Raw genomic sequence first — 26,232 nt, forward strand, 5'->3', positions numbered from 1 at the left:
CAACATGAAGGCTCTCACATTCAAACGCTATGGCAATTCGCCCGAAATCGGCTTCGCCGATGTTCCGCGCCCCACACTGAAGCCCGATGACCTGCTGGTTCAGGTCCACGCGGCGGGGTTGAACCCCATCGACAACATGATCCCGGCGGGAACGTTCAAGCCCGTCCTGAAGTTCGAACTACCGGCGACGCTGGGCAGCGATATTGCCGGCGTGGTAGTGGAGGTCGGCAGCCACGTGACACGTTTCAAGCCGGGCGATGCCGTGTTCGCCAGCCTCTTCGATCTGGGCAGGGGATCGCTCGCCGAATTCGCGGCGGTGCCCGAAGGCGTTGCCGCGTTAAAGCCGGCCAGGCTCGATTTTGTGCAGGCGGCCTCCGTTCCGATGGTCGGGCTCACCTCGTGGCAGGCATTGAAGGAGCGCGCCAACGTTCGAGCAGGTCAGAAGGTGTTGATCCCGGCGGGGTCGGGCGGCATCGGCACGTTTGCGATTCAACTGGCGAAGTCCCTGGGCGCAACGGTTGGCACCACCACCAGCACGGGCAATGTCCAGATGGTTGCCGATCTCGGCGCAGACGAAGTGGTCGACTACAGGAAGCAGGACTTCGAAAAGCTGCTGCACGACTATGACGTGGTGCTCGGCACGCTGCGGGGCGACGCAATTGCAAAATCAGTTGGCATCCTCAAGCCGGGCGGCAGGATTGTCTCGCTCATCGGCCCATTGGATGCCGCGTTCGCACGCGCACGACGCCTGAATTTCTTTCTTGCATTCGTGTTTAGCTTGATGAGCCGCAAGATCATGCGCCTGGCAAGAAAGCGGAACATTAATTACTCGTTTCTCTTCGTGCGCCCCGATGGCGCCCAACTCTGGGAAATTGGCGGACTCCTCGAATCGGAACGCATTCGTCCGGTGATCGATAAGGTATTTGCGTTCGAGCAGGCGAAGGAAGCGCTTGAATACCTGGCCCAGGGGCGCGCCAAGGGTAAGGTCGTCGTGAGGGTCAAGTGAGCTGCCAGACGGTTGACAGTGCAGGAGCTTCCCCTATCTGACGCTGGTCTATCGAGGCTGGTTGCATCCGTTTGCTGTGGGTCGGCAAGGAACGCACGACCGAGAGCTTCGAGAAGTTCTTTGCCCTCCCTCATCGGCACCGAGATCGCCGCCAAGGTCGAATTCGTCTGCTCGGATATGTGGAAGTCCTATCTGAAGCTGATCGCCAAACATTGCCACTATCAGTGTGTGTCTGTCGACTACATTTGGCAGACGCCATCTTCGAAATTTCCTAGCCGGCTGCTGTAGCCGGCGCGCTTCGTCGCGTGGTTTCGGCCCGCCAGAGACGCTCGGGGCCGGTACGGCGCACAAGTTGCCGCGCTTCGCATAGAGAGCCCGCATGCGCTTGATGTGGCGCGCGAAATGCCCCTCCTCGATGAAGTCGGCCACCACGGCCTGCATCAGTTCGGGGCAGCCACCGTGCAGCGAGCGTCGGCAGGCGGCCGTGAACGCCGCTATCTGGCTGTCCGGCACGACCACATAACCCAAGCGCAGCCCTGCAAACAGGACCTTGCTGAACGTGCCGCAATAGACCACGCGCTCGTGCCGGTCCAGGCTTTTAAGGGCTGGCAAGGGGGGGCCGCGATAGCGGTACTCGCCGTCGTAGTCATCCTCCAGGATCCAGCCGCCGGCGGCTTCGGCCCAGTCCAGCAAGGCGGTACGCCGCGGCAGCGTCATCGACACGCCGGTGGGACCGGGGGAGAGCCAAGGAGCCGGCGGCGGTGCACGCGATAGTGCGCACACATCCTGAGACCGGACGCAAGTCGCTTTATATCGGCCCTCCCGAAACCACGGGGACATCGAAGACCATGACAGAGGCGGAAAGACAGCCCGCTACTCGAGAAGAGCTGGTTTCGCCGGATAACGTCTAGCGCCATATGTGACCGGAGGCGATGTGGTGATGTCTGTATAACCGGGTATTCCGCAATTTGTGTGGCGACGGCCGTTCCAGGCGACAAGATCCTCTACGCCAGTTCACCGTCGTCACACAAATTGCGGAAGACCCAAGAAGTTGTTCCCCCGGCCAACGCTTGAAGCGATTTTGTACCTTTCCCCAACCCATCGGTCAGTCGTTTTGCACCCTCCCGGCCGGCGCGGGGCGATCCTATGGACAGGATTCGGCTGAGCAATGCGATGACGTTCGCTGTCAGGCGCGCCGCGTGAGGTGTCACCTCTTTATAATTTCACATTCGTGAAAGTTATTCCACATCTATGCCGTAAGCGTCAGCGGAACCCATCTGGCGAGGCGGGAACAGCGATGAGAAGGTAGCGGCTTCACGGTATATGGGGGTGAAGCGGTGGCCGAGCAACGAGATGGCAGTGACGGACACGAAGGGACGAGGTATTACCGGCATGACGAAGCCTTCTGGCGGGAGATGGTGGCGCAGTGGAACAATAGCTGGCTGAGCATCCGCGCCTTCTGCCGGCAGCATGGCCTGGCGGTCAGGAGCCTGTCAGATTTCTTGTGTGTTGAGGTCATGAGACGATATCGAAAGAAACGCCCTTATGACCGAAACAAAAAGCATGACCAAGAAGAGCAAGAAATCAAGCGCGCCGAAGCTGTTTCCGGATGAGTTGATCGATCAACTGCTGGCTCAGGTACAGAACAAGGACGCCGAGTCGATTCTCGGTGAATCAGGTTTGGCCGGCCTGCTCAAGAAGCAGTTGGCCGAGCGTATGCTTGCCGCCGAACTGACGCACCATCTGGCCAGCGAGGCCAAGCAAGGCAAGAGCGGCAATCACCGCAACGGCAGCAGTGCAAAGACCGTCATCACGCCCAACGGCGAGCTGGAACTGGACATTCCGCGCGACCGGCAAGCCACCTTCGAGCCGCAACTGGTCGCCAAGTACCAACGCCGGCTGTCCGGCTTCGACGACCACGTAATCAGCATGTATGCACGCGGGATGAGCGTGCGTGAGATTCAGGGCCATTTGCAGGAACTGTATGGGCTGCAGGTCTCGCCTGACCTGATTTCCACCATCACCGACGAAGTGCTGGCCGAGGTCGACCAATGGCAGCAGCGCCCGCTGGAGGCGATGTACCCCATCGTCTACTTCGACGCGCTGCGCCTGAAGATCCGCGACGAAGGCACCGTCAGGAACAAGGCCGTCTACCTGGCCTTGGGTATCCGCGCCGACGGGCGCAAGGAGGTGCTCGGGCTGTGGATCGAGCAAACCGAGGGCGCCAAGTTCTGGCTCAAGGTCTTCAACGAGTTGAAGAACCGCGGCCTGGACGACATCCTGGTCGCCGTCGTCGACGGCCTGCGTGGCTTCCCCGAAGCGATCGAGGCCGTCTACCCGGGCGCACAAATCCAGACCTGTATCGTCCACCTGATCCGCAACTCGCTGAACCTGGCGAGCTGGAAGGACCGCAAGGGCCTGGCGGCCGCGCTCAAGCCGATTTACCAGGCTGCCACGGCCGACGCCGCCGCCGGCGCGCTGCAGGCGTTCGCCGCCAGCGATTGGGGCCGGAAATTCCCCACGGTGGCCGACATGTGGCGCCGCCAATGGGAACAGGTCATCCCGTTCTTCGCCTATCCGCCGGAAGTGCGCAGAATCATCTACACCACTAATGCCATCGAGAGCATGCACATGCAGTTGCGCAAGATCGTCAAGAACCGGGGCCACTTCCCCAGCGACGAAGCCGCCAGCAAGCTGCTGTACCTGGCCTTGCGCAACATCGAGAAAGATTGGAAGATGCCGCCCATCACCTGGAAACAAGCGGCCAACCAGTTCGCCATTCTCTTCGGTGACCGCTTCACCAACGCCCTACGCTGAGATTTATTTAACCGACCTCAGCACACAGAATTCCTGACACCTCCGCGGTCAGCACCTTCGGCCTGTGGCGCAAGCGCGTAGACCATGACCAGCCGGCTGTGCCTGAAACGTTGACCGCCGACACCGCCTTCATCGCGGCGGCCACACTTCACGACTACGGAAAAGGCAAGACGCTGCAGAATGCCGATGCCAACATCACGCTCGACCGTGACACGCTTGACGACATCGCCCTTGGCAAGCTGAAGCTGCGTGAACTGACAGCAAGCGGCAAGGTGACCTTCGATGGCAATCGCGGGGACAAATTCCGCTGCTCGCCCTGTTCGACAAGTTCGACTTCTGGTTCATGATTTCAGAACCATGATGGCCTGAACCTGCCGGATGATTGCATTGCCACAGCCTGTTTGGCCCGCTCCGCGAAGCGATCCGGATTCAGTGCATGGACGCGTTCGCTTCGCTGTCGATCTGTTTGCGCAAGGTCGCAAAGCGCTTCTGCACATTGGCGCCAAATAGCGGATCAGCACTGGCCGGATCGGTGGCGGCGACCTCCGCCCAGTCCGCTTCAGTCAGGAACCGGGCGGCACGCGGCATGACCTGTTTCTCCTCGGTGGAGAGATGGTTGCGGTAGTACACCAGGTACATGGCGGCGGCCGCTTCCAGTGCCGCTCGCGAGGTGACCACTTCGCTCTGGGCTTCACGCAGGCGGTCGAGCAATTCCGCGCCGACCGTGGCGATCACGCGATGTTCCTGCAGTAACCGGCTGATGATGATCCGCGTGCCCGGATCTCGTTCCACCAGCAGGGCGTAGGCGACATCCTCGCGGGGGTGGTGCACGCAATCGCCATAGCTGCGCAGGTATTGGATGATCGTGGCCATCAGGCCGTAGTCGGGCTGCTCGCCCTGATGGAAGTTGCTGACCTGCTTTTCCAGCAGGTCGAGCAGTGAGGCGAAATGGATATGGTCGCTATGCTAGGCGGCAAGCGGTGTCGGGCTCGGGGTGGAAAGCGCGGCGGAAGCTGAGGTCGGAAGCGAGGTGACGAGCGGGGTGGCCATGGCGCCCTCCTGGGAAGCTGGGCAAGCAGACCGTTGAGTCCGATACGATATCGGGACTCGCGGGGCCCTCAGTGACACAATAGTTTCCCTGCATGATTTGAGTCTGACGCAGATCAATGCAGCGCTAAGCGCTAAGCGCTAAGCGCTGATGCGGAAGTGCGCAAATGGCGGCTCGGGGGGGCTGGAGTAGGGCGCGCAAGGGCGCATTTCAGCCCGGCCGCTGGCCGTGGAATGCATCGTCCAATAGCTGCCGGATTTCCCTCTGGGCCAGCGGCCGCGGGTTCGGATACTGCGCCAGCAGCGCCAGTTCGCAGGCGCGGTCGAGATCCTTCTCGCGCATGCCAATATCGCGCAGCGCCACGGCAGCACCCAAAGAAGCAGCCAGGTCGAACACCGCCTGCGGGCCGGTGGCGTCAGGGCGGCCCAACGCGGCGGCAATCGCCGCCATCGCCTGGGGTGCCGCGGGCGCGTTGTAGGCCAGCGCGTGCGGCAGCACGATCGTGTGCGTCTCGGCATGGGGCAGGTTGTAGCTGCCGCCAAGCGTGTGGCACAGCTTATGATGCAGGCCAACAGTGGCGCTGCCCAACACGGCGCCGCAGAGCCAGGCGCCATACAGCGCATCGCTCCTGGCCGCGCGCAGTTGGGCGCTGTCCCGCTCGCCACCGGCTGTCGCGATCACCGGAAGCGCACGTCCCAACGCCGCGATGCCTTCCCGGCACATCCAGTCGCTGACGGGCGTCCGATCGCCCGCGTACAGCCCTTCGGCGGCGTGGGCAATGGCGTTGATGCCGCTGGTCACGCTCATCGCCACCGGCAGGCCGAGGGTCAGGTCGGGGTCGTAGACTACCGTCCGCGGCAGCACGCGTGCATCGCGCCCGGTACGCTTCAGGCCGCCTTCGGTCAGGCCGTAGATCGGCGTCATCTCCGAGCCGGCGTAGGTCGTCGGGACGGCAAGGATGGGCAAGTCCGATTCGAGGGCAATGGCCTTGCCAAGCCCGATGGTCGAGCCGCCGCCGATCGCCACCACGGCATCGGCGCCGAGTTCCGCCGCGCAGGACCGCGCCAGCCGCGCCTGCTCCACCGGCACGTGCATGACAGCGCCATCGAAGATGCCGGCGCAGCGCGCGCCCAGCACCTCGGCGGCGCGCTCGGCCAGGTCGCGTTGTTGGGGGGTGCAGAGCACCAGCAGCTTGCGTGCGTGCAGGGTGTCGGCTTCGGCGCCGAGCGTCGCGAGCGCGCCGGCACGGAACACAATACGCTGCGGGTGGGTCTGGTAGATAAAGGGTTGCATGATGCCAGGCACCTATTCAATGACGATATGACGCGACTTGATAAGCCGGCCCCAGCGGACGGATTCTTCCCGTATCAGCTTGTTGGCCTGGGCGCTGTCGCCGGCGATGACATCGAAGCCGCCGTCGCTGAGTACCTTGCCGATGGCCGGATCGCGCAGCGTGGCGTTGACCTCGGCGGCGAGCCTGCCGAGGACGTTTAGCGGCGTGCGCGCCGGCGCGATCATCGCCACCCACGAATAGGCCTCGAAGCCCTTGTAGGACTCCGCCACTGCCGGCACGCCCGGCAGGCGCGCGTCGCGCTGGGCGGCTGTCACGGCCAGTGCGCGCAGCTTGCCGGCCTGCACGTAGGGCATCACCAGCGGCAGGCTGGCGATCATCGAATCGACATGGCCGCCCAGCAGGTCGTTGATGGCCGGGCCGCCGCCCTTGTACGGGGTATGCGTGCCGCTGGTCCCCGCGGCTTCATGGAACAGTTCGGCCACCAGCTGGTTGGAACTGCCGGCGCCGACCGACGCGTACGACACGGTATCTGGCTTCTTCGCCGCCGCGACATAGTCCTGCAGCGTCTTGTACGGCGAGCTGGCAGGAACGACCAGCACCATCGGCGAGCGGACCATGTACGAGACGCCGGTCAGGTCCTTCTGCGAGGCGTACGGCAGTTTCGGGTAGATATGCGACTCGGTGGCGAAGCCATCGAACACCATGCCGATGGTGTAGCCGTCCGCCGCGCTGCGCGCGATCTGTGCGGTGCCGATGGTGCCGCCCGCGCCGGCGCGGTTGTCGATCATCACCGGCTGCGCCAGGCGCTTGCGCAGGCCCTCCTGGATCTGCCGCGCCACCTTGTCCACGGTGCCGCCGGCGGCATAGGGCACGATCAGCGTGACCGGCTTGGCCGGCCAGGTTTCGGCGCGGGCACTGGCGGGGGACATCGACGCGGCCGTCACCGTGACCAGCGCCGCTGCCGCCAGCCGTAGCAGCGCGAAGCGCCGGATCGTCTTTGCTGCGGTAGTCTCCATTGGGGTCTGCTCCTCTCTGTGATCGGGATGCCCGGCATGCTCCACTTTTGCTTTATTTGCTAAAAGCCGACGTGCCGGGATCGGTCACTGGATGTTAGACTGGGCCGCATCGTGCGGGAAGCCGGTTCGCCTGCGCAACGCCTTTGCGGAGATTGCAAAAATGGAGTTCAGCCGATTCGCGGAAAACCTGTCTATCTTCGTCGAAGTCGCCCAGTCAGGCAGCTTCTCGGCGGTAGCCCGCCAGCGCGGCCTGGTCGCCTCTTCGGTGGCGCGGCAAATCGATACGCTGGAGCGCGAACTGGGGGTGCCGCTGTTCACGCGCTCGACCCGGGCGCTGGTCCGCACCGATGCCGGCGAACTGCTGTTCGCGCGCGCCACGCGCATCCTGCATGAGCTGAGCGATACGCGCGATGCGGTGACGGCGCTGGAGCAGGGCGTCAGCGGACTGATCCGGGTCGCGTGCCTGCCCGCGTTCGGCCGGCGCCACGTGGTGCCGCACCTCGGCGCGCTGTACGCCCAGTATCCGCGGCTGACGGTGGAGCTGGCGCTGACCGAGCGCATCGTCGATCCCGTGGTCGAACGGTTCGATGTCGTGATCCGCGTCGGCCAGCAGGCCGACAGCTCGCTGGTTGCCCGCTGCATCTCCAGCCAGCGTTACATCATCTGCGCGACGCCTGGCTATCTGGCCCTGTATGGCCGTCCGGCGCATGCCGACGAGATCGGCAGGCACCGCCTGATCGACCGTGGCCACAGCACCAGCATGCGCGGCTGGCGTGAGCTGCTGACGCCGGCGCACGCCGCCGAGGCAACGTTTGCGCTCGAGTGTGACGACTGCGATGCGCGGCGGCTGTCCGTGCTGCAGGGCCTCGGCATTGCGCTGATGCCCGACTGGTCGGTCGGGCCGGATATCGGCGCGGGCAGGCTCGTGGAGCTGGCGCTTGACGGCTTGCTGCCACAGGTGCCCGGCGGCATCTACCTGCTGCGCGCCACCCAGCATGCCAGCGCGAAAGTGAAGGCTTTCTGCACCCACCTGACCGCCAGCATGGGCAGCCCGCCGACCTGGCAACAGGCGATGGCAGGGGAAGCCGTGCTGGCGTAAGACGGCCGGGGGGCCGGCTTTCGCGGTCTCCGCAAAATACTGTTCGGAAGACCACGTCAATGAGGCACACGAGTGATGACGTCCCGGTGTGCCGCAGGGCATAGTAGCGGGCTATCGTAGAGCGAAGCGATTGTGCCACCGGTCCGCCCCCGATATCTCCGGCCTGTTGGCAATGGCGGTGGCATTCAAGTGCGCGAACGCCGGCTGCCCCCGTCGTACGTCTGCCGAGAACATCGACGGCATTAACGTCGGACGCGATTGCAGGCTCAGGCGTTGTTGAGGATCAGATATCGTGCGACCGGTGCTCACCATATGCGCGACCGCTCGCACGGCTGCCATCGCTCGGGCGCGGCGCGACCGACATGCCGGAGTTGGCTGAGCCGCTTTCGTCCGCCGGATACTGTGGGCTCTGTCCGGAGCCGCGCAGCAATGGCCGCAGCACGGGGCCGCTGGGCGACAAGACGCCGCATGATTGGGCAGGAGATATCGCGACGGTGATCGAGCATGCCGGCCAAGCGCCCGTGGTGATCGTCGGGCACGCGCATGGCAACTGGACGCCCTCACCGTGGCGAGCGATCGGCCCTACCTGGTGCGCGCGCTGGTGTTGCTGGCGGGCCCGGCGGGAAAGGTGCCGAAGGGTGTCGACGCCGTGCCAATCCCTGCTGAAGTGCGGGCCCAGATCAAGCGTTGCGAGGATACCAGCTTACCGGATGCTTGCGCCTACACGCGGTGTTCTTCGCGCCCGGCAACGACCCTGAGCCTTGGCTGCTGGGCTGGAACACTGAACTGATGTGGTCGCTTCCGGCACCGTGTCGATCGCCAGGGCAATGCCCGCAAACGCGCGCGCATCGCCATGCTGTCATCAGCGCACCTTCCAGCGCCACGAGGCTAAGATCAAGCCATTCCTGCACGAAGTGAATTCGCAGCATCAATGCAAGAGCGGCCGTCCTACCAAAATTGCTAGCTTATATTTGTTCGATTTGGTGCGTACTATCACTTCAACAGACAGTCATCATATTGACGCTGGCCGAGCAGGATAATTTTCGAGCAAGGACTAGAAGTATTTACGCGTTCTTTTAGCTTTGCAAAATGCAGATATAAAGTTAATTAAATCAGACATAACTTAACGACCTATCGATTTTCGACTCAGCGAGGAAAATAATCCGCTCATTGGTGAGCGTCACCGAAATTGCAGCGTAGCTAGGAAGGGAACGGGGATGGAAATTTGGGCGAAATCAGGAAGCAAGTATCGTCAATCCACGGTTATAGGGCAAGGTTCAAAGAATGCGGCGCTCCCCCTAATCATCGCCTCGATCTTCACTGCTCGCATATCCGTGTTGAGGAACGTTCCCAGCGAGCTAGAAGATGTTCGGGCTGTCATACGCTCTCTTGAGTGGCTTGGCGTTACGGTGAAGCGAACGAACAACGCGTTAAGCATTGACGCCTCGACGCTCGGGCGTAGCGATCTGCCGCCTCGACTCAGCAGCGCCTCCCGATATTCACTGCTTTTCCTCGGTGGGGTGGTCGCTCGATGTGGAGTCGCAAAGGTAGGACCGCCTGGAGGATGTCAATTCGGCAAAGATCGTGGTTTCGATTTTCATCAGCTCGTTCTGGAACAATTAGGATGCGAATTGCGCAAAGAGGGCGAGTGCTTGATCGGACGTCTGACGAAGCAGAGGGGCGTTGTTGCATAAATCCGGGGTCGGATGGGCTGACGTTTACGCGCAACGGCTGGAACGCTGGCTCTGTTAACTTCTGACGAAGCGGCGTAGTGTCTTGGACTTTTTCCGGGACGATGCGCAAGGACAACCGACAGCAAGCCGAGCCCAAGGGGGTCTACCGCGTCAAGAACTGGGCGCAGTACAACAAGGGGCTGATAGCCCGAGGAGACGTGACGATGTGGGTCGAAGAGAGCTTGCTCGTGCCACCGGCTAAAGCCCAGTCGTCCAAGCGTGGCCACCCGCTCGTCTATACGGATGCGCTGATCCAGGGTCTGCTCGGTCTCAAGCAGGTGTTCCACCTGCCGCTGCGCGCGCTGCAAGGCTTCGCGCAGAGCTTGCGCACCCTGGCCTTCCCAACGTTGCCAGTGCCGAACTACACGACCTTGAGCCGCCGCGCGCAGAATCTGAACGTCGTGCTGCCCGCCTCGCGTACGGGCGAGCCGCTGCATCTGGTGATCGACAGCACTGGGCTGAAGCTTTACGGCGAAGGCGAGTGGAAGGTTCGCAAGCACGGTTGGTCCAAGCGCCGGACTTGGCGCAAGGTCCATCTCGCCATGGACGCGAACACCGGCCAAATCTGTGCTGCACTGATGACCCACCAGGACGTTGGCGATGGCGAAGTGTTGGCCGACCTGCTCGACCAGATCCCGGCTGATACACCGATCGATACCATCGGAGGCGACGGCGCTTACGACAGCAAGCCGTGCCACGCGGAGATTGCCGCGCGAGGTGCACGGCCCTCGATTCCACCACGCGATGGAGCGAAGCCTTGGTCCGAAAGTACGCCGGGCGCAGCCTGGCGTAACGACGCCATCGATGTCATCGAGAAGAGCAGTCGAGGCGAATGGAAAGCCGCCAGCGGCTATCACCGGCGCTCGCTGGCCGAGACCCTGATGTACCGCCTCAAGACGCTGACGGGACACAGTCTGTGGGCACGCGAAATCGGGTCGCAGGCCGCCGAAGTGGCCATCCGTGCGGGCGTGCTCAACCGCATGGTCGCACTCGCTCGCCCGCAATCCGTCCGCATCGCCTGAGTTCAGCCTCACCGAGGAGCCCCTGTTTTCAATCTCGATTTATGCAACAACGCCAAGCAGAGGGCTCATGAAGTTACTCTACCCTTTCCGTCGGTGGGCGCGACCCTGCAAGCGATCATATTTCTTACTTCATCGAACCGAAACGGCATCATCAATAATGCTGCAATAGAGCCAGAAATTATGGATGTAATAGATTTCCTTAATAAATCCGGGTGTGAAATAATTCTATTGGGAGATCGCTCACTTTCGATCGGCGGATATCCGGGCGAGAGTGTTGCGCACGTGGTGCCGACTGATCGGATTCATATTGCAACCATCATGGCATACTCAATAATCTCGAACACCTCATCGGTGATTGAGTGGAAATCACCGATTGACGTAAGCTGCCTAACGAATACGTTCTCGGAGCTCGGAATCTCGACCACTTCGGAAGCTGACAAAATCAGCGTTTCCGTAGACTCCGCCTCCAGGGAAAATAAATTCGATGTCGTTGCCGATGTTTACCCGGGATTCCCGACGGACGCCATTCCGCTGGTCGTTGCCGCAACTATAAAATCTGGCCGGCAAGTCAGATTTTACGACAAGGTTTTTCGGGGGAGAAACATCTACAAGAGTTCGTCAAACTCGGTGCGAAAGTGATAATTGTTTCCGATAGGGAATTTATCGTCGATGGTGTCACGTCGTTGGTGTCGAATGATGTCAGTGCGAACGATATTCGTGGCAGCACCAGCTTATTACTTGCGGCGATACAGACAGAAAATATATCGAGGATAAAGAATGCGCATCAAATCGCGCGAGGTTACGAGCATCTGCCACTCGAATTGAGAGAGAAAGGATTCAACGTTCATGTCAAGAATTTGGAATTTAATTCAATGGATGGACGAGCGCAGCTGCTAATGTAATGGTTCCGGGTATTTCTTGTGCTGGAAAATTCATGGAGGACGACCTTTGCCCAAGATCTTCGTGTTTGATGTTGGGGGCGTAATCATCTTTCATGATAATACGCTGTTGCTGAGACGTCTTATTTCACGAATGAAACGCGCGCCAGATGAAGCAGCGCTTTTGAAGACGATCAGAGGTAGCGGAATCGGAACGGGAGCGTCGGCGGTGTCCCAGCTTTGGACTTCGCTCGTCTCAGATTATTCATGGACCGGAACGTACGATGAATTTTTGTCCGACTGGTCTAGTCATTTTCTGCCGAACGAGTTGATGCTGGAGAGCATTCGTTCCATCGTCGCTGCTTATCCCATCATTTTTTGCTCGAACACGAACCGCGAGCATTGGTCGGCGTTGTGTGAACGCTATGATCTTACTTCGCTCTGCCAGCATGCGGTTCTCTCGTTCGAGGTCGGTGTAGAAAAACCAGATGCTCGCATATACGCGCGCGTGGCCAATATATTTCAAGAAGTCGCTCATGATTCATTTTTTTTTGTCGATGATGACGATGAAAACATAAAATCTGCAAAAGAATACGGCTTCTATGTTCATCGGTATGTCGATCACTTCGATTTCCTTAGCGATTTAAAAAAATGGAGCCTTCGGCGATGAATATTATCGGGATTCATGATGGCCATACGTCTTCCGCCGCATTGATTAGAGATGGAAGAATATTTGGAATCCTGCAGGAGGAACGATATACTAGGACAAAGAACCAAGGCGGGTTTCCGAAATATGCCGCCAATGAGATTCTGGATCTTGCTGGCCTGAGTTGGTCGGATGTCGATACTGTTGCATTCAGTACGCGGAAATTTCGGAATGAGGCGATGCGTGACAGGAAGGAAGTGATGGCAGTATTCGACCATCTCTTTCGAGGCACTCGTCCCGCCAAGGCTCGCGACACCGCGATTGAATCATTCGACGCAACGAAAGACCCGGTGGATCGCTCGGCGCGGCTCAGGGCGGCCGGATATGCCGGGCCGATCGAATTCGTGGATCATCATACGTGCCATGCTTCCGCGACGTACTTTTCCCGCGGCCATTTTGATCAGGGACCTTGTGCGGTCCTGACTTGCGACGGTCAGGGCGATGGAGCGTCGGGATCCGTGTTTGTCGGCGAAGGGTACACGCTGACTGCGAAATGCCATATACCTCGCGACGACTCGGTAGCCCAGTTGTACAGCTACCTGACTTATCTGTTGGGGTTCGTGCCGCTGGAGCACGAATACAAGCTGATGGGACTCGCCCCCTATGCAACCTCCAGCGACGGGGCACGGGAAATCAGTCAATTCTTTTCCGCCATGTTCAAGCAATCTGCGGCCGGGGAATTCGCATGGCGGCGGGCGGAAGGCATACCGCCGAGCGAGCTCCAGCCCGAATTCCTGGAACAGAAATTGAAGCGGCGCCGCTTCGATGAGTTGGCGGCCGGGTTGCAGATATTCTTTGAGGAATTCGTGACCGACTGGGCGCTGAATGTTACCCGTGAGTTAAGAACCGACAAGCTTGCCGTAGCCGGCGGCGCTTTCATGAATGTCAAACTGAACCAGCGTCTTAGCCAGCATCCGTCGATCGGGGACTTTTACGTCATCCCGTCGTGCGGCGACGAAAGCAACAGCCTGGGCGCGGCTTGGGCGCTATCGTCGAGATTCGGCATAACGCCCGAGGGCGGAATGCGCAATATCTATTGCGGGAGAAGATACGGACCCGATGAGTTCGAGCTTGCGCTTGGCGATCTCAAGGGCGCAGACGTGACGGTTGCGCAACCGGAAAGTATCGATGACGCGGTCGCCGAACTGCTCGCGGCAGGAGAGATCGTAGCCCGATACGCATCCGGCGCGGAATTTGGCGCCAGGGCGCTGGGCAACCGCTCGATCCTCAGCCACCCGAGTTCGCTCAGCAACCTTCAGGAAATCAACTCGGCAATCAAGTCGCGTGATTTCTGGATGCCGTTTGCGCCGTCGGTGCTGGACATCGGGGTGGATCGACTCCTGTCGACCAAAGCGCCACCGCATTCGCCACACATGATGATCTCGTTCGATACGACGTTGGAAGGGGCCAAGTTGCTCGCGGCTGCGATTCATCCAAAGGACAAGACATGCCGCGCGCAGATCCTGCAGCGTGAAGACAATGAATCCTATTACCGTCTGATCCAGCGTTTCCATATCCTCACCGGCATCCCTGCCGTGTTGAATACGTCCTTCAATATCCATGGCGAACCTATCGTCGAGACGCCCGCAGATGCCGTTTCGGTCTTCTCACGATCCGGACTTCGTACGCTGGCGCTCGGCCCGTACCTGTTAACGAAAAACGATCGCCATGGATGCCCGGAAAATCTCGCATGATGTCAATCTCGAATACGCCAATTCGTATCGCCTTATATCCATGTGTGAAGAATTGCTGTTGCCGCACTGCGTGGAAGATGTGGTCGATATGTTCGAGAGAAGCGGGGCAGCGCCTTTTCCGATTCTCGGGCATGGAAGCAATGTGATCCTGGCCCGATCCCATTACCCCCGGGTGATGAAAATCGGCCGCCGCTTCAGTTCGCTGCAGCGGCTGGAGGAGCACCTGCTTTATGTCGATGCTGGCGCGAGCTTGCATCGGGTCGCATTGGCCTGTGAGCGCTTCGGTCTGGCCGGATTTGAATACCTTGGAAACATCCCGGGGTCAGTTGGCGGGGGAATCGTCATGAATGCCGGCGCGTTCGGCCACGACATAGCGAGCGTGGTTCAGGCGGTGCGCGTATACGCCATTCGCGCCAGGCAAGTGATCGAGTTGAGCCATGCAGAATGTGGATGGGGTTACCGTTCGTCCATCTTCCAGAACGAGGCATACGTGGTGCTGGGCGCATACTTTCGGTTACGTGACGCCGCCCCCCAATTCCTGCGTGCCCAGCGGTTGTCGAATCTGGCGCTGAGACGGCAACGGTTTCCCAGATCAGAACCCAACGCCGGGAGCGTATTTAAACGGCCGTCGCATGGGCTCAGGATTGGCGAAATGATCGAGAGGATGGGTCACAAGGGGCGCTCCATCGGCACGGCTGAAATCTCAGCCAAGCACCCGGGGTTCATCGTCGTCAAGCGGCCGGGATGTGCGAGTGATATTTGTGCGCTAATCGCATTCATGCAACGCGAGATCAGGCGGCACTTCGATGTGGAGACAGAGGTAGAGCAGAAGATTCTGTAAACCCGTTAAACTACTTTGCTGAGGAAATTGAATGGAAGTTTATCAAAAGCACTCACATGTTTCGGCGAAGATTGATGCAGGAATTCGTTGGGATTTTGAATCTTCGCATTCGTCCGATATTTCCAGAATCTGGACTTTCCTGACCGAACGTCAGCCGAAGATATTCAACGGCCCGGTCTTGATGTCCCACGATATGTCAGGTGACGATCTTTCGCTGGAGGTACATTTGCTCCGGACGTCCTACGCAGCGTTCATGGCGTGGCGCGAACTCAACCATCCCATCAAGAGCGCGAAACTGTGTTTTCCGATTGCGGCAGTCAAGACATCGGATGATTTCTTCCTGCTGGGCACGATGGCGTCGCATACTTCGAATGCAGGGCTGAGCTATTTCCCCTCCGGAACGTTGAATGACGATGATGTACTGCAGGACGGCACGGTGGCATTGGAGCATTCTCTGGTTCGAGAGGTCAAGGAAGAAACCGGCCTGACCCATGAAGACTTCGAGCTAGCCAATGGCTGGACCCGGGTGGAGAACGATGTGCGTTGTGCTTTTTTCAAGGAAGCCAGGCTAAAATTGTCTCGCGCGGAAGTGTCCGAAAGGATTGGGACATTTCTAAAGGATCAGGTCGATCCAGAACTGTCGAGAGTCCTGTTCGTGAAATATCCTTCGGACCTGGCCGGACTCAAGCTGCCGGCTGTTCAACGCGAGTATTTTGAAAGAGTCTTGCCTGATCGTTGAAATTACTTGTGCTAAATTTTTTGTAACGGGTCAAAACCCGCATCCGCGTCACGCTGGAGCATCCGTTTCGCATCTTCAAGCAGTTCGGCTTTCTCAAGGTCCGCTACCGGGGCGATGAAGAACACGCACTGGGGCTTGCCCTACGCCGCCGTGCTCGCCGAGCCCACTACCGCTGCGCAGCAACCGCCGCACCCTTCACCGCCACCACCGCCCCAGGCGAAGCGCCGGGATCAGCTCAACAAGGCGCTGGCCGAACCGAGCCTCTATGACGACGTGCTCTCCTATCTGAATCGCAACGGCTTTGGGGTGCCGGTGGCAGTACTTGATCGCGATTTCAGCGTGCCCTACGAGCCAAGAAAAGCCGTCGAAAAGGTCTGGCGCGACATCTACGCCGACCAGAACGGCGACCTCGAACTTCAGGAGCTCAGAGAGACGCTGGCCGATATCGCCGAGGGCTCCTCGACCTGGAAGTACCTGCACCTGATGGCGACGCGTCGGACCTTCGGCGACAGGCCAGCCTACTTCGGCACCGAGGGCGTCGCCTGGCTGGTGCCGACCATGGATAAAATTCCATTTCCGGAACTCTGGTCGGCGCGCGGCTTCATCGGCGATCCGCCGGCAGCGTGCCCGCATATGCATTAACTACCTGACTTAGTACAACCAACGACGGCCCCATTCCAGTCTGGCGGACCAGACCCCGGATGAGGCATACTGCGCCTCACTGCCAGCGACCCAATCGGCAGCTTGACTGGAGTCGTGAAACTGGGCGGCGAGCCAAGTTACGGCGCGTTGTCTCTATCCGGTCGAAGTGTCGCTCTTAACGATCTGGCAATCTGGGAACGCTTGCAGCAGTCGGGTTGGCAGCGCAAAGAGCGAGGCAGGCGCTCCATTGGCACCAAGTGTAGATTGGTGCCGACCATGGAAAACTGGAGGCGGCGGGGTGAGCCCTTCTATAAGGTTCTTTGCAAAGATTACTCATCTTGACGACCGGTTTGGGGAGCGTAGCACTGGCGAAGGTGGGCGGCAGGCGCGGGGCTGGGTGCGGGGCCTGGGGCGGGCCGGGAGTCTCATCGTCGTGCCATGACGGTGGCGCTGGTCGATTCCCAAACCAAGAGAAAAGGACCAGTCAGCAAGTGACTGATTAGGTTGGGGTTTTAGACAGGCATCAGCCGGAAAACCGCATGGATGCTAGGGGTGGCTACCCCGGTAAATTACGCGGAAATCAAGGGGCCCCATTGATACGCCACGTTCTCAGAATTAGTGGTCGCCAGTCGCAGAAATAGATCCTATGTAGGGGAAGAATCGCCAAGACGGCTAGCAGTAGGATTGATGGGGCACGAGCTCGCTCAATGGAGGGCATCATGAACGCCGATCACGCTACCGAACTACATGCTGAAGACGCCATCCTGGCGGTATCTCTCGAACTGTCGGCCGCACAATGGAAGGTTGCACTTCACGACGGATTCAGGGAGCAACCCGCGGTTCACTCGGTCGGTGCTCTACAAGCCGCTTCTCGACTGCAGGCCGTGCTTGATCTGATCGAGCAGCAAAAGCGCAAGTGGTCGCTGCCTTCGCATGTGCGTGTGGTCGTGAGCTACGAAGCTGGACAGGACGGATTCTGGATCCTTCGGTCGCTGCGCTCGCGCGGCATCGACTGTTATATGGTCGATGCCGCGAGCATCCCGGTGGAGCGCCACAAGCGGCGTGCGAAGACGGACCGCCTCGATGCAATCAAGCTCGTCACCAATCTACGTGCATGGCTACATGGCGAGCGAGACCGTATGCGGGTGGTGCGTGCGCCCTCTCTGCAGGATGAAGCGTCGCGTCATCTGATTCGCGATCGCGGACAACTGCAGAAGGAAGTCATGCAGCACCGCGACCGCATGCGCAAACTGCTTGTTACCGTTGGCTGTTGGGACGAGGTTGACCACCGTGCATTCGCCAAGCGGCTCGCTCGCGGCGAACTGACCTGCCACGACGGCTCGCCGTTGCCAGACGAACTGCGCGAACGGTTGCTGCGTGAATCGCATCGCCTGGAACTCGCCGAGCAGCAACTCAAGGATCTCCAGCGTACTCTTCATGACCGCCTACCCGAGCCGGTACGTGAGCGAATCACCTGGCTCAAGCGCTTGAGGGGAGTGGGTGACATTGGTGCATCGCGTCTTATGCTCGAACTGTTCTGGCGGCAGTTCCGCAACCGCCGACAGCTCGGCGCGTGCGTAGGACTCGTGCCCCAGCCCTACGACAGCGGCCAGAGCCGGGTCGATCAGGGTATTAGCAAGCAAGGCAATCGACGGGTACGGGTTCAGCTTATCGAGATGGCTTGGGGCTGGCTCCGATACCAGCCTGGCAGTGCGCTTACACGATGGTTCAACGAACGCACCCAAGGTACCGGGCCCAACCGCCGTGCCCGCCGCATTGCCATCGTCGCGCTCGCCAGGCGCCTCGTGATTGCACTATGGCGTTACCTAACGGAAGGCATCATTCCCGACGGGGCCCAGTTCAAACTGGCATGACATCAGTTGCGATGTCGCAAAACAATCGAGGGTGAGATGAGTTGTGCCCGCGCAGATCGCTGGCCTGCTGAGCGCGGCCGATAATTAGATGGGGCACATCTCCCGGATTGCACTATCCGGCGCCACGCGCATAAAGGATGAGGCCGGTACTACCGGCGGATAGAAGTTGGTGAGACGTCGATGTCTCACGTGCGCACCAGCCGTCTCCCCCTTACGTTAGTCGAGCCCACGCAGCCCGACCTCGAGGACTCTTTATGATCTGAATCTTTGTAGAAAGCTTGTCGCCACTTGACAAACTATTCCCCATAGAAGCGATCTGCAACATGAGGATCACGCCGTTGGCCTGGCAAACGCGCGCAACCAGGGCTCCAAATGAGCAATGTCAAAAGTGCCAGACTCCAACATCTGAATTATCTCGATGTGGATTTGCATCGACGGACGCTGCAAGCGCCAGCCGTTGATCCGCAAGAACACATCGGCAGCAGCGAAGGCGATCCGCTTGTTGCCATCCACAAAAGGATGGTTGATGGCGAGACTCTCGAGCGCCGCCGCCGCCTCGGCCACGATGTCCTCGTAGTAGCCCGTCTGCGGCCTGAACAGCGCGGACTCCAGAGCGCCGGGATCACGGACTCCGGGCGCGCCGCCATAGCGTTGCATCAACGCGGTGTGCATTCCGAGCACATCGGCTACGGTCAGGTAGTCACGTCCGCTCATCACCGATCACTTGGCCAGTTCGCGGTACAGGCTGTCGAATTCGTCGAGGCTGGACGCGAACGACGCCATCACATGACGGCGCGGACGTTCTCTCTGCTGGCGGTCGATGTAGTCGCGCAGAGCCTCGTCGAGCACCGCCTGAAACTGGCGTCCCTGCGCTTCGGCAATCTGACGCAACGCCGCCAGCACTTCAGGCGCGGCTTGGGAGGAGAATTTTTCGCGGGCGACAGTGGTCATAGCAGGCTCCAGCATGATAGATCTTGACATTTCATGATAGAGCAAGATGGGAAAACTTGCCGCCGCTCAGACGGTAGGGGCCAACTGCTGGTCGTGGTTGATAGCGAACCGACCGCCGTAGCTTGCCCCTCCACCGATCAATAGGTTCGTCACGAGGGCATCCTGCGCTAAGGTCGCTTAGTTTCCGGTTGCCTTCGCGGCCACGGCATGTGCGGGCGTTCCGGCTGGGGCGGCCCACCCGATCCGGTGCCGTTCCTGCGTGGCCTGATGGCGCGCGTCGTCCTCCGTATGCAGATAGGCGCTGGTGGTAGAAATGGACGTGTGCCCAAAATTATCCCGCACATAACGCAAATCTACCTGCCGGTCGGTCATGTGCGAGCCGGCGGTGTGGCGCAGCCAGTGGGCCGAGGCGCTGGCCAGCACATCGGCCTGCGCTTCCCAGTCGGGCCCGCGGGCGCGCAGGCGCGCGGCCGCCAGGCCGAACACCTCCTTCAGGATCAGGTGCAGCGCGCCGCGTGACAGGCCTTTGTCACGGTGCTCGCGGCCCTCGCGGCCGATTACAGGTAGCAACAGCGGGCGCGTCTCGCCGGGGTGCGGGGTGGGCGCCAGCCCATGGGCGCGGCGATACCGCGCCAGTTCGGCAATCAGTTCGTCGGTGGCCGGCACCAGCCGGGTCTTGTTGCCCTTGCCGGTGACCTCCAGCCACCAGCGCTCGACGCCCTGGGCATCGCGCCGGCAGAAGAAGGCGCCCATGGCCGTGCCGGTGACTTCCGCCGCGCGCAAGCCGCCCAGATAGAGCACGGTCAACAGCCAGCGGCAGCGCGCCGCATGCAGGCGCTCGCGCTCGGTGGCGGTGTCGGTCGCCCCCGGCATCGCCTCGATGGTCTCCTTGACCGCGTCCCACAGTTCGTGGCTCAGGTAGCGCGTGATGCGCGGCTGCGTCGGCGTGCGCCGGCGGCGCGCGAGCGCGAGCGGGTTGCCGGCCAGATAGCCGGCCTCGGTCAGCCAGGCGAACAGCGCGTTCAGGATCACCAGCGCCTGGCGCACGCTGCGGGGCGCCAGTGGTCCGGCAAACGGGCGCCAGTCGGGATGGCTGCGCGCGAGTTTTTTGCCGCCGGCCAGCACCCAGCGCGCGGCCAGTTGCGGGTCGGCCAGAAAACGCTCGTACGTGAGCAGGTCCTCGTGCGTGAGCGACGATAGCGGCTTGCCCAGTTGCAGCACCGCCCATAGGAGCAACCGCTCGACCTCGCGCCGGTAGGCGGTCAGCGTCGCCGCGCTGTCGGCATAGCGCGCGAGCCAGGCGGTGACGGCGGCGAGGTCGTCGGCCGCGGCGATGCGGGTGGCGTTGGCGGAGGCGCGGTTGCTGCCGGCGACGCCGGACAGTGCCGGAGGCAGGCGCAGGCGCTCCAGCGGGATGGGAAGCGCGGTGGGGAGCGGGGCGGCCGGGCCGTCCAAAGGTGGGAGCGGGAGCAATTCCATGAGTAGGCGCCGTATTTTCGGAATCGGCGGAGCTTGGGGGAGCGGTCAAATCGGGCCGCCCCTCGGCTGCTATGCCGTCACTGCCGAAGTTTCTGTGGACCCTAAACCCGAATGACGAGGTCGGAATACTTCCAGACGTGTTCGTCTGCCGATAGCAGTCGCAATGGTTCGGTGATCGCCTGAGCGACCAGCAGCCGATCAAACGGATCGCGATGGTGGTTTGGCAGATGACGCACTGCGGCGGCATGCGTGTTCGTCACAGGAAGCTCGCGAAAGCCTGCGGCGGTAATTTCAGCGATGAGTTCGTCGACATCGACTTCGATCTTGTCGAGGCCCGCCTTGATGGAGATTTCCCAGATGCTGGCCGCACTGATGAAGACCTCCTCGGCATCCAGGATCAGTTGCTGCGCGGTCTGGCTCAACTTCGGGTCATTCGTGACCGCCCAGAGGAAAACATGGGTATCGAGCAGGATGCGCATTACCGTCCCTCGAATGCGGCCAGCAAGTCATCCGGGAGCGGCGCGTCGAAGTCATCCGCCGTGCGGATCTTGCCCTGCAGCCCGCCGAGGCGTCGTCGGGGCTTTGGCTTTGCGAACGGCACGATCCGGACCACCGGCTTGCCCGCCTTCGCAATCACGACCTCGTCGCCTGCCGCCACCTCTTCGATGAGCCGCGAAAGGTGCGTTTTGGCCTCATGAATGTTCACCGTCCGCATGGTCTTCTCCTCAGAATGAACTTAGTCTAGTTTAGTCCATTACGTTCGGCAAGAGGTCCGGTTGCCCGCGGCCTGCCTTGTCCTGCTGGAGACACCACCATTTTTGATGACCATGGAGGCGACCCCGTTCCACGCTAAAACATCCTCCAACGCAAGGTCGTCGTCGTCACACAAATTGCGGAAGACCCACTTTTGCTTCGGTATGCGGATAATGAAGTTCGGGGCCGCGCATTCACTCGCCGCTTCCTGCGTCGTTTAGCCGGCCAAGGCGTGCCTCCAGCTCCTGCCTTGTCCTGGCCAGTTCCGCGGCCAGCAGATTCTCGTTAGGCAACACGGTCTGGTATTCGGCGGCCAGCACCTTGTTCGGCAGGCCCTCCAGCGCGTAGTGCGCCTCGTTGCTACCCTTGCTCGCGCACAGGATCAACCCGACGGGCGGGTTTTCGCCCGGCTTCATCCAGTGCTCGCGGGCGTAGTTCAGGTACATGTGCATCTGGCCGGCATCAGCATGGCTGAATTTGCCGATCTTGAGGTCGATGACCAGCAGGCATTTGAGCTGGCGGTGGAAGAACAGCAGATCGACGCGAAACCAGCTGTCGTCGATGCGTAGACGGCGCTGACGCCCGACGAAGGCGAAGTCGTCACCCAGTTCCAAGAGGAAGTCGGCTAAGTGCTGGATTAGCGCCTCCTCGAGGTCCGACTCGGAATACTCGTCCTTCAGATTGAGAAATTCCAGCACGAGCGGGTCCTTGAAGGCCTGTTCGGGTGTGATGACTTCGACGCTTTCGGCTACTTCGCCTTTCTGCAACATGGCGGCCTTGTTGCGTGACAGGGCAATGCGTTCGTAGAACTGGCTATTGATCTGTCGGTCAAGTTGCCGTACCGACCAGCCGCAGCGCAGGGCTTCAGTTTCGTAGAATCCGCGCGCCATCTCATTGCGCACCGAGAGCAGTCGGACGTACGCAGACCAGGGCAGCGGGAAGGCTTTGGCCAGCTCCGACAGGTCGAGAGAATTCCGGGACAAGGCTTTGGAAATCTCGTCACCAGTGGAAATGGCAGACGGTGTCTGCGAAATTCGGGCGGTGGGCAATTTCGCAGACGGTGTCTGCGAAATGTGGTCGATGGGCCAAGCTTGGTAGAACAGTCGCATCTGTTCCAGATTGCGCTCCGAGAAGCCTCGCCCGAACCTCCTCGAGAGATCAGCCGAGAGCCGCTTGAGCAGGGCTTGCCCGTAGCCAGCGCGGTCCTGCCCGCCCTGCTCAAACTCGACGATGCGGCGGCCAATTTCCCAGTAGGTGGCAGTCATCAGGACGTTGACGCTTCGCGCCGCGGCTCGACGGGCGTCTTCCAGCAGCGCGACGATGTCGCCGTGCATGCTGCCGTAGTCGGCACGGGCCGGAATAAGTTCGCTCATGCCTGCACCTCGTTCACCCGTTCATCGTCATCGCCAAAGAGGCGCGCCACCTCCGCAATGTAGCCGCGCATCCGAGCGATCGGATCCTTCGGGTCGGCATACTCGAGGCCGGTCTTGGCGTTCGGGCTTTGCAGCCCGCCGGCTCCGCGAGTGGATGTTCCTTGTTTACGGATGGGGGCAGTGATGCCGTCTTCCCGTCGTCGACCTTGCCCGGCGTGCTGAATTCGCTGCGGTTATCGCGCATTCGGGTGTGGCCACCCTTGTCATCATTCTCTCTCAGTCGATAATCGAATCGCGATTGATTGTATCAATGTGGGACATCTAATGGCTCGCATTCGCTGCCAAGGAAGGTTGTCTGGTTGGCTTGCTGAGCGAACAGGACGACCCGAATCTCTCCGAATTAAGGGCTTTCCTTGTTGGAGGTGCCCCAACCGATCCGGTGCCGCGCATCCTCTTCGCTGTGCAGGTACGCGCTAGTGGTCGCGATCGAGGCATGGCCGAAGTTGTCGCGCACAAAGCGCAGGTCGACCTGCTGGTCGGTCAAGCCGGCGGTATGGCGCAGCCAGTGGGCCGAGGCGCTGGCGAGCACCGCGGCCTGCGCCTCCCATTCGGGCCCGCGCGCCCGCAGCCGCTCGGCCGCCATGCCGAACACTTCCTTGAGGATCAGGTGCAGCGCCCCGCGTGACAGGGCCTTGTCGCCACCCGTCTCACGGCCGATCACCGGTAGCAGCAGCGGGCGCGTTTCTCCCGGGTGCGGGGTGGGCGGCAGCCCGTGGCCGCGGCAGTAGCGCGCGAGTTCGGCAATCAGCTCGTCGGTGGCCGGCACCAGCCGGGTCTTGTTGCCCTTGCCGGTGACCTCCAGCCACCAGCGCTCGACGCCCTGGGCATCACGCCGGAAAAAAAACGCGCCCATCGCCGTGCCGGTGACTTCGGCCGCGCGCAAGCCCCCCCCCGGTAGAGCACGGTCAGCAGCCAGCGGCAGCGCGCCGCATGCAGGCGCTCGCGCTCAGTGGTGGTGTCGGTGCCAAGCTGCGGCCGATGTGCGAGCGAAAGATCATCCCTTGAGCTCGGTTGGCACTTCCAGATAAAGCGCGACGGCTATCGCTGATGGCCACTACCGGCGATGCGCCGCGCCTTCGACCTTGCATGACACGCTTCGGCGCATCAGTCGGAACGCTCGGATCGGTGGGATCCCACAATGCCACCGGACCGGCATGCTCCATATAAATATCCAGTGTGGAAACGCTGTTCATACGGCGCCGCGACGTCTATGTCTCCAGTGCCATGCTGGCCTTTATTCAGGGGCGCCGGGCACTACCATGCGCTGGGGAAAGCGCCAAAGCGGAGTGCCGACGACAACTTCGGTGCGGGTTCTCGGTGACGCCGAGCAGCTGCTCGCGCGCTTTCCCTATTTCGATCCCGATGCGCGCGGACCGCGTTCCAGGATCTTGTACAGGTGCGAGCGGGAGATCCGCAGTTGCTCGGCTGCGCGCTTCTTGTTGCCGCCATGGCGCGCGACGGCGTCCATCACCGCGGCATAGGCAAGCTCCCTCATGCCCGCGGCGGGCTCGCTTGTTAATCGAGGCGCGGAAGCGGGCGATGGCGGGTCGTTCGCCGCGAAAGTCTCGTGCGGATACGCTTGTTCGGCCGCAGGCACCGGGGGCTGGCTTTCCAGCCCCGATAGCGTTCGCGCCGATTCGCCGCGTGCGAAGTCCGCCACGCGCAGCGTCCGTCCATTGCAGAAGACCAGTGCTTCCTCGATGCGCTGGCGCAGCTGACGCACATTGCCGGGCCATGGCTGGCTGGCGAGGTAGCGCGCCACGTCATGGTCGACGTCTGGCGCCGGCATGGCGTTGCGCGCGCAGAAGGCGTCGACGAAATGCTGCAGCAGCGCCGGGATGTCCTCGCGCCGCTGGCGCAGCGCGGGGATGCGCAGCACCACGCCGCTGAGCCGGTAGTACAAGTCGAGGCGGAAACGCCCGGCGTCGATCAGCTCGGGAATGTCGCGGTTGGTGGCCGAGACCAGCCGGAAGTCGACCCGCTGCGAGCGGCGGCTGCCCAGGCGTTCGACCATATGGTCTTCGAGCACGCGCAACAGCTTGACCTGCATCTCCAGCGGGATGTCGGCGACCTCGTCGAGAAAGACCGTGCCGCCCGCTGCCAGTTCGAGCTTGCCCGCCTGCCCTTGCCGCTGGCTCCCGGTAAAGGCGCCGGGCGCATGGCCGAACAGTTCGGACTCGATCAGCGTGGCGGGCAGGGCAGCCAGGTTCAGGCTGACCAGCGGACGTACGCTCGCCGGCGCGGCCCCGGCGCCGTGGATGGCGCGGGCCACCAGTTCCTTGCCGGTGCCGCTTTCGCCCAGGATCAGCACCGGCACGTCAAGGCGTGCCACGGTCTGGATTTCGCGGCGCAGGCGCTGCATCGGCGCGCTTTCGCCGATCAGGCCGAACGTCGGTTGCCGCTCGTGCAAGCCGTCGCGCAGATGATCGAACTCGCGCTGGTAGCGCGCCACTTCCGAACGTAGCTCGACCAGTTCCTTGTGCATGCGGACCAAGGCTTCGGGCCCCTTGAACATGACCTGGCCGATGGCGCCCACCACCTCGCCGTCCTGGCGGATCGGCATGCGGTTGACCACGCGGGTGACGCCGTCGAGTTGCTGCAACTGCCCGATCTCGGCCTTCCCGCTGGCCACCACCTGCGGCAGCCTCGAATTGGGGATGACCTCGGCCGCCGGGCGGCCTATACCGGCACCGGTGTCGAGGCCCAGGAACTTCTCATGGACGGGGCTGATGAAGCGCACCCGTCCCTCCTTGTCTACCACGGTAATGGCCTGGTACGGGTCGTTCAGGAAGTAGTCCAGGATCGCGCCGGCGAAGGGCACCGTGCCCAGGAAGTCGAGCAGCACGGCCTGTGTGTCGGCGCGATGCAGGAGGATCAGCCGGTGGTCGTCGTCTTCCAGGCACAGGCCGATGAATCGCCGGGTGCCCGCCTCGACGGGGAAAAGCTTGCGGCCCTGGCTCGGTGCCTTCGCGTGGGCGCAGGCAGTGACCGCCGCGTCGGCAATGGCGGGATCGCTACAGGCTCCGACTGCCGCTACCGTGGAGCCGTCGCGAGAACAAACCAGCACGCCGAGCGCGATCCCGTTTATGTCTTGTGTCGTCGTTGCGGACATTTATGTTTCCCTGCGTGCCCTTGGTGCGGACACGTTTGTGTACTCATAGCGGACATCCTAACGGCGGCCAACGATTTATTCAATGAAATCAATGC

The 26,232-nt window shown here is 61.3% G+C and carries 25 protein-coding genes and 2 pseudogenes; 15 read left to right on the top strand and 12 right to left on the bottom strand.

Annotated elements, in window-relative coordinates:
* Nucleotides 1–4: 4 nt before the first annotated feature.
* On the top strand, nt 5–1,006 hold the full coding sequence (locus CNE_RS31560; RefSeq protein ID WP_013958781.1) for an NADP-dependent oxidoreductase: 1,002 nt from the start codon (nt 5–7) through the stop codon (nt 1,004–1,006).
* A gap of 318 nt (nt 1,007–1,324) precedes the next feature.
* On the opposite strand, the pseudogene CNE_RS41240 reads toward CNE_RS31560, so the two are convergent.
* Nucleotides 1,325–1,738: pseudogene (locus tag CNE_RS41240) on the bottom strand (aminotransferase class I/II-fold pyridoxal phosphate-dependent enzyme); the annotation flags it as partial.
* Nucleotides 1,739–2,343: 605 nt separating this feature from the next.
* On the opposite strand from CNE_RS41240, the gene tnpA reads away from it, so the two are divergent.
* From tnpA to CNE_RS31575, 3 genes are all read left to right on the top strand, one after another.
* Nucleotides 2,344–2,619 (top strand): IS66 family insertion sequence element accessory protein TnpA, encoded by a 276-nt coding sequence (gene tnpA / locus CNE_RS39755; protein WP_080569628.1) that lies wholly within the window; start codon nt 2,344–2,346, stop codon nt 2,617–2,619.
* A complete protein-coding gene (locus tag CNE_RS31570; protein ID WP_148271735.1) occupies nt 2,570–3,823 on the top strand; it encodes an IS256 family transposase in 1,254 nt (417 codons plus the stop codon). Before tnpA ends, CNE_RS31570 begins: the two co-directional genes overlap by 50 nt.
* Nucleotides 3,824–3,921: 98 nt before the next feature.
* On the top strand, nt 3,922–4,170 hold the full coding sequence (locus CNE_RS31575) for an alkyl sulfatase C-terminal domain-containing protein (RefSeq protein ID WP_013958784.1): 249 nt from the start codon (nt 3,922–3,924) through the stop codon (nt 4,168–4,170).
* 82 nt (nt 4,171–4,252) lie between these two features.
* Here the strand turns inward: CNE_RS31575 and CNE_RS31580 are convergent, their stop codons facing one another.
* From CNE_RS31580 to CNE_RS31590, 3 genes are all read right to left on the bottom strand, one after another.
* Complete coding sequence (locus CNE_RS31580) at nt 4,253–4,777, bottom strand: hemerythrin domain-containing protein (protein WP_049800699.1); 525 nt, start codon at nt 4,775–4,777, stop codon at nt 4,253–4,255.
* A gap of 304 nt (nt 4,778–5,081) precedes the next feature.
* Entirely contained in the window at nt 5,082–6,164 is a 1,083-nt protein-coding gene (locus tag CNE_RS31585) for a maleylacetate reductase (RefSeq protein ID WP_013958786.1), read from the bottom strand.
* A 12-nt stretch (nt 6,165–6,176) separates the two neighbouring features.
* Nucleotides 6,177–7,181: a tripartite tricarboxylate transporter substrate binding protein gene (locus tag CNE_RS31590; protein WP_013958788.1), complete on the bottom strand. Its 1,005-nt coding sequence runs from the start codon at nt 7,179–7,181 to the stop codon at nt 6,177–6,179.
* A 160-nt stretch (nt 7,182–7,341) separates the two neighbouring features.
* Here CNE_RS31590 and CNE_RS31595 point away from each other — a divergent pair, with 160 nt between their 5' ends.
* The 11 genes from CNE_RS31595 to CNE_RS31625 all read left to right on the top strand — a co-directional run bounded on the left by CNE_RS31595 (nt 7,342) and on the right by CNE_RS31625 (nt 18,409).
* On the top strand, nt 7,342–8,280 hold the full coding sequence (locus CNE_RS31595; protein ID WP_041228993.1) for a LysR family transcriptional regulator: 939 nt from the start codon (nt 7,342–7,344) through the stop codon (nt 8,278–8,280).
* Between the two features lie 1,217 nt (nt 8,281–9,497).
* Entirely contained in the window at nt 9,498–9,974 is a 477-nt protein-coding gene (locus CNE_RS43175) for a hypothetical protein (RefSeq protein ID WP_148271736.1), read from the top strand.
* Nucleotides 9,975–10,075: 101 nt separating this feature from the next.
* The gene (locus CNE_RS31600) at nt 10,076–11,035 is read left to right on the top strand and encodes an IS5 family transposase (protein ID WP_013958792.1); all 960 of its coding nucleotides are present in this window, start codon (nt 10,076–10,078) and stop codon (nt 11,033–11,035) included.
* Nucleotides 11,036–11,128: 93 nt separating this feature from the next.
* Nucleotides 11,129–11,674, top strand: coding sequence for a hypothetical protein (locus tag CNE_RS41250; protein ID WP_148271737.1), 546 nt, complete (start codon nt 11,129–11,131; stop codon nt 11,672–11,674).
* Nucleotides 11,671–11,937, top strand: a complete 267-nt coding sequence (locus tag CNE_RS43180; protein ID WP_158310033.1) for a hypothetical protein — start codon at nt 11,671–11,673, stop codon at nt 11,935–11,937. The genes CNE_RS41250 and CNE_RS43180 overlap by 4 nt, the downstream gene beginning before the upstream one ends.
* Before the next feature lie 46 nt (nt 11,938–11,983).
* Nucleotides 11,984–12,583 (top strand): HAD family hydrolase, encoded by a 600-nt coding sequence (locus tag CNE_RS39765; protein WP_080569629.1) that lies wholly within the window; start codon nt 11,984–11,986, stop codon nt 12,581–12,583.
* On the top strand, nt 12,580–14,313 hold the full coding sequence (locus CNE_RS39770; RefSeq protein ID WP_013958796.1) for a carbamoyltransferase C-terminal domain-containing protein: 1,734 nt from the start codon (nt 12,580–12,582) through the stop codon (nt 14,311–14,313). Before CNE_RS39765 ends, CNE_RS39770 begins: the two co-directional genes overlap by 4 nt.
* Nucleotides 14,288–15,154: a UDP-N-acetylmuramate dehydrogenase gene (gene murB / locus CNE_RS31610; RefSeq protein ID WP_013958797.1), complete on the top strand. Its 867-nt coding sequence runs from the start codon at nt 14,288–14,290 to the stop codon at nt 15,152–15,154. Before CNE_RS39770 ends, murB begins: the two co-directional genes overlap by 26 nt.
* 31 nt (nt 15,155–15,185) lie before the next feature.
* A complete protein-coding gene (locus CNE_RS31615) occupies nt 15,186–15,893 on the top strand; it encodes an NUDIX hydrolase (protein WP_013958798.1) in 708 nt (235 codons plus the stop codon).
* Nucleotides 15,894–16,007: 114 nt separating this feature from the next.
* On the top strand, nt 16,008–16,535 hold the full coding sequence (locus tag CNE_RS31620) for a tryptophan 2,3-dioxygenase family protein (protein WP_013958799.1): 528 nt from the start codon (nt 16,008–16,010) through the stop codon (nt 16,533–16,535).
* 719 nt (nt 16,536–17,254) lie between these two features.
* Nucleotides 17,255–18,409, top strand: a complete 1,155-nt coding sequence (locus tag CNE_RS31625; RefSeq protein WP_013958800.1) for an IS110 family RNA-guided transposase — start codon at nt 17,255–17,257, stop codon at nt 18,407–18,409.
* Nucleotides 18,410–18,739: 330 nt separating this feature from the next.
* Here the strand turns inward: CNE_RS31625 and CNE_RS31630 are convergent, their stop codons facing one another.
* From CNE_RS31630 to CNE_RS31665, 8 genes and pseudogenes are all read right to left on the bottom strand, one after another.
* Nucleotides 18,740–19,123 carry a type II toxin-antitoxin system death-on-curing family toxin gene (locus tag CNE_RS31630; protein ID WP_013958801.1) on the bottom strand — a complete coding sequence of 128 codons (384 nt, stop codon included), beginning with the start codon at nt 19,121–19,123 and terminating at the stop codon, nt 18,740–18,742.
* Between the two features lie 6 nt (nt 19,124–19,129).
* Nucleotides 19,130–19,360: a hypothetical protein gene (locus CNE_RS31635; RefSeq protein WP_013958802.1), complete on the bottom strand. Its 231-nt coding sequence runs from the start codon at nt 19,358–19,360 to the stop codon at nt 19,130–19,132.
* Between the two features lie 177 nt (nt 19,361–19,537).
* Nucleotides 19,538–20,839: a tyrosine-type recombinase/integrase gene (locus CNE_RS31640; RefSeq protein ID WP_013958803.1), complete on the bottom strand. Its 1,302-nt coding sequence runs from the start codon at nt 20,837–20,839 to the stop codon at nt 19,538–19,540.
* A gap of 101 nt (nt 20,840–20,940) precedes the next feature.
* Nucleotides 20,941–21,318 carry a type II toxin-antitoxin system VapC family toxin gene (locus CNE_RS31645; RefSeq protein ID WP_013958804.1) on the bottom strand — a complete coding sequence of 126 codons (378 nt, stop codon included), beginning with the start codon at nt 21,316–21,318 and terminating at the stop codon, nt 20,941–20,943.
* On the bottom strand, nt 21,318–21,554 hold the full coding sequence (locus CNE_RS31650; protein WP_013958805.1) for a type II toxin-antitoxin system Phd/YefM family antitoxin: 237 nt from the start codon (nt 21,552–21,554) through the stop codon (nt 21,318–21,320). Before CNE_RS31650 ends, CNE_RS31645 begins: the two co-directional genes overlap by 1 nt.
* 232 nt (nt 21,555–21,786) lie before the next feature.
* A complete protein-coding gene (locus tag CNE_RS31655; RefSeq protein ID WP_013958806.1) occupies nt 21,787–22,965 on the bottom strand; it encodes a PDDEXK nuclease domain-containing protein in 1,179 nt (392 codons plus the stop codon).
* 400 nt (nt 22,966–23,365) lie between these two features.
* Nucleotides 23,366–23,982 (bottom strand): annotated as a pseudogene (locus tag CNE_RS31660) (tyrosine-type recombinase/integrase); the annotation flags it as partial.
* Nucleotides 23,983–24,373: 391 nt separating this feature from the next.
* Nucleotides 24,374–26,137 (bottom strand): sigma-54 interaction domain-containing protein, encoded by a 1,764-nt coding sequence (locus CNE_RS31665; RefSeq protein ID WP_013958809.1) that lies wholly within the window; start codon nt 26,135–26,137, stop codon nt 24,374–24,376.
* Nucleotides 26,138–26,232 lie beyond the last annotated feature (95 nt).

This window comes from Cupriavidus necator N-1 (assembly GCF_000219215.1).
Lineage (GTDB): Bacteria > Pseudomonadota > Gammaproteobacteria > Burkholderiales > Burkholderiaceae > Cupriavidus > Cupriavidus necator.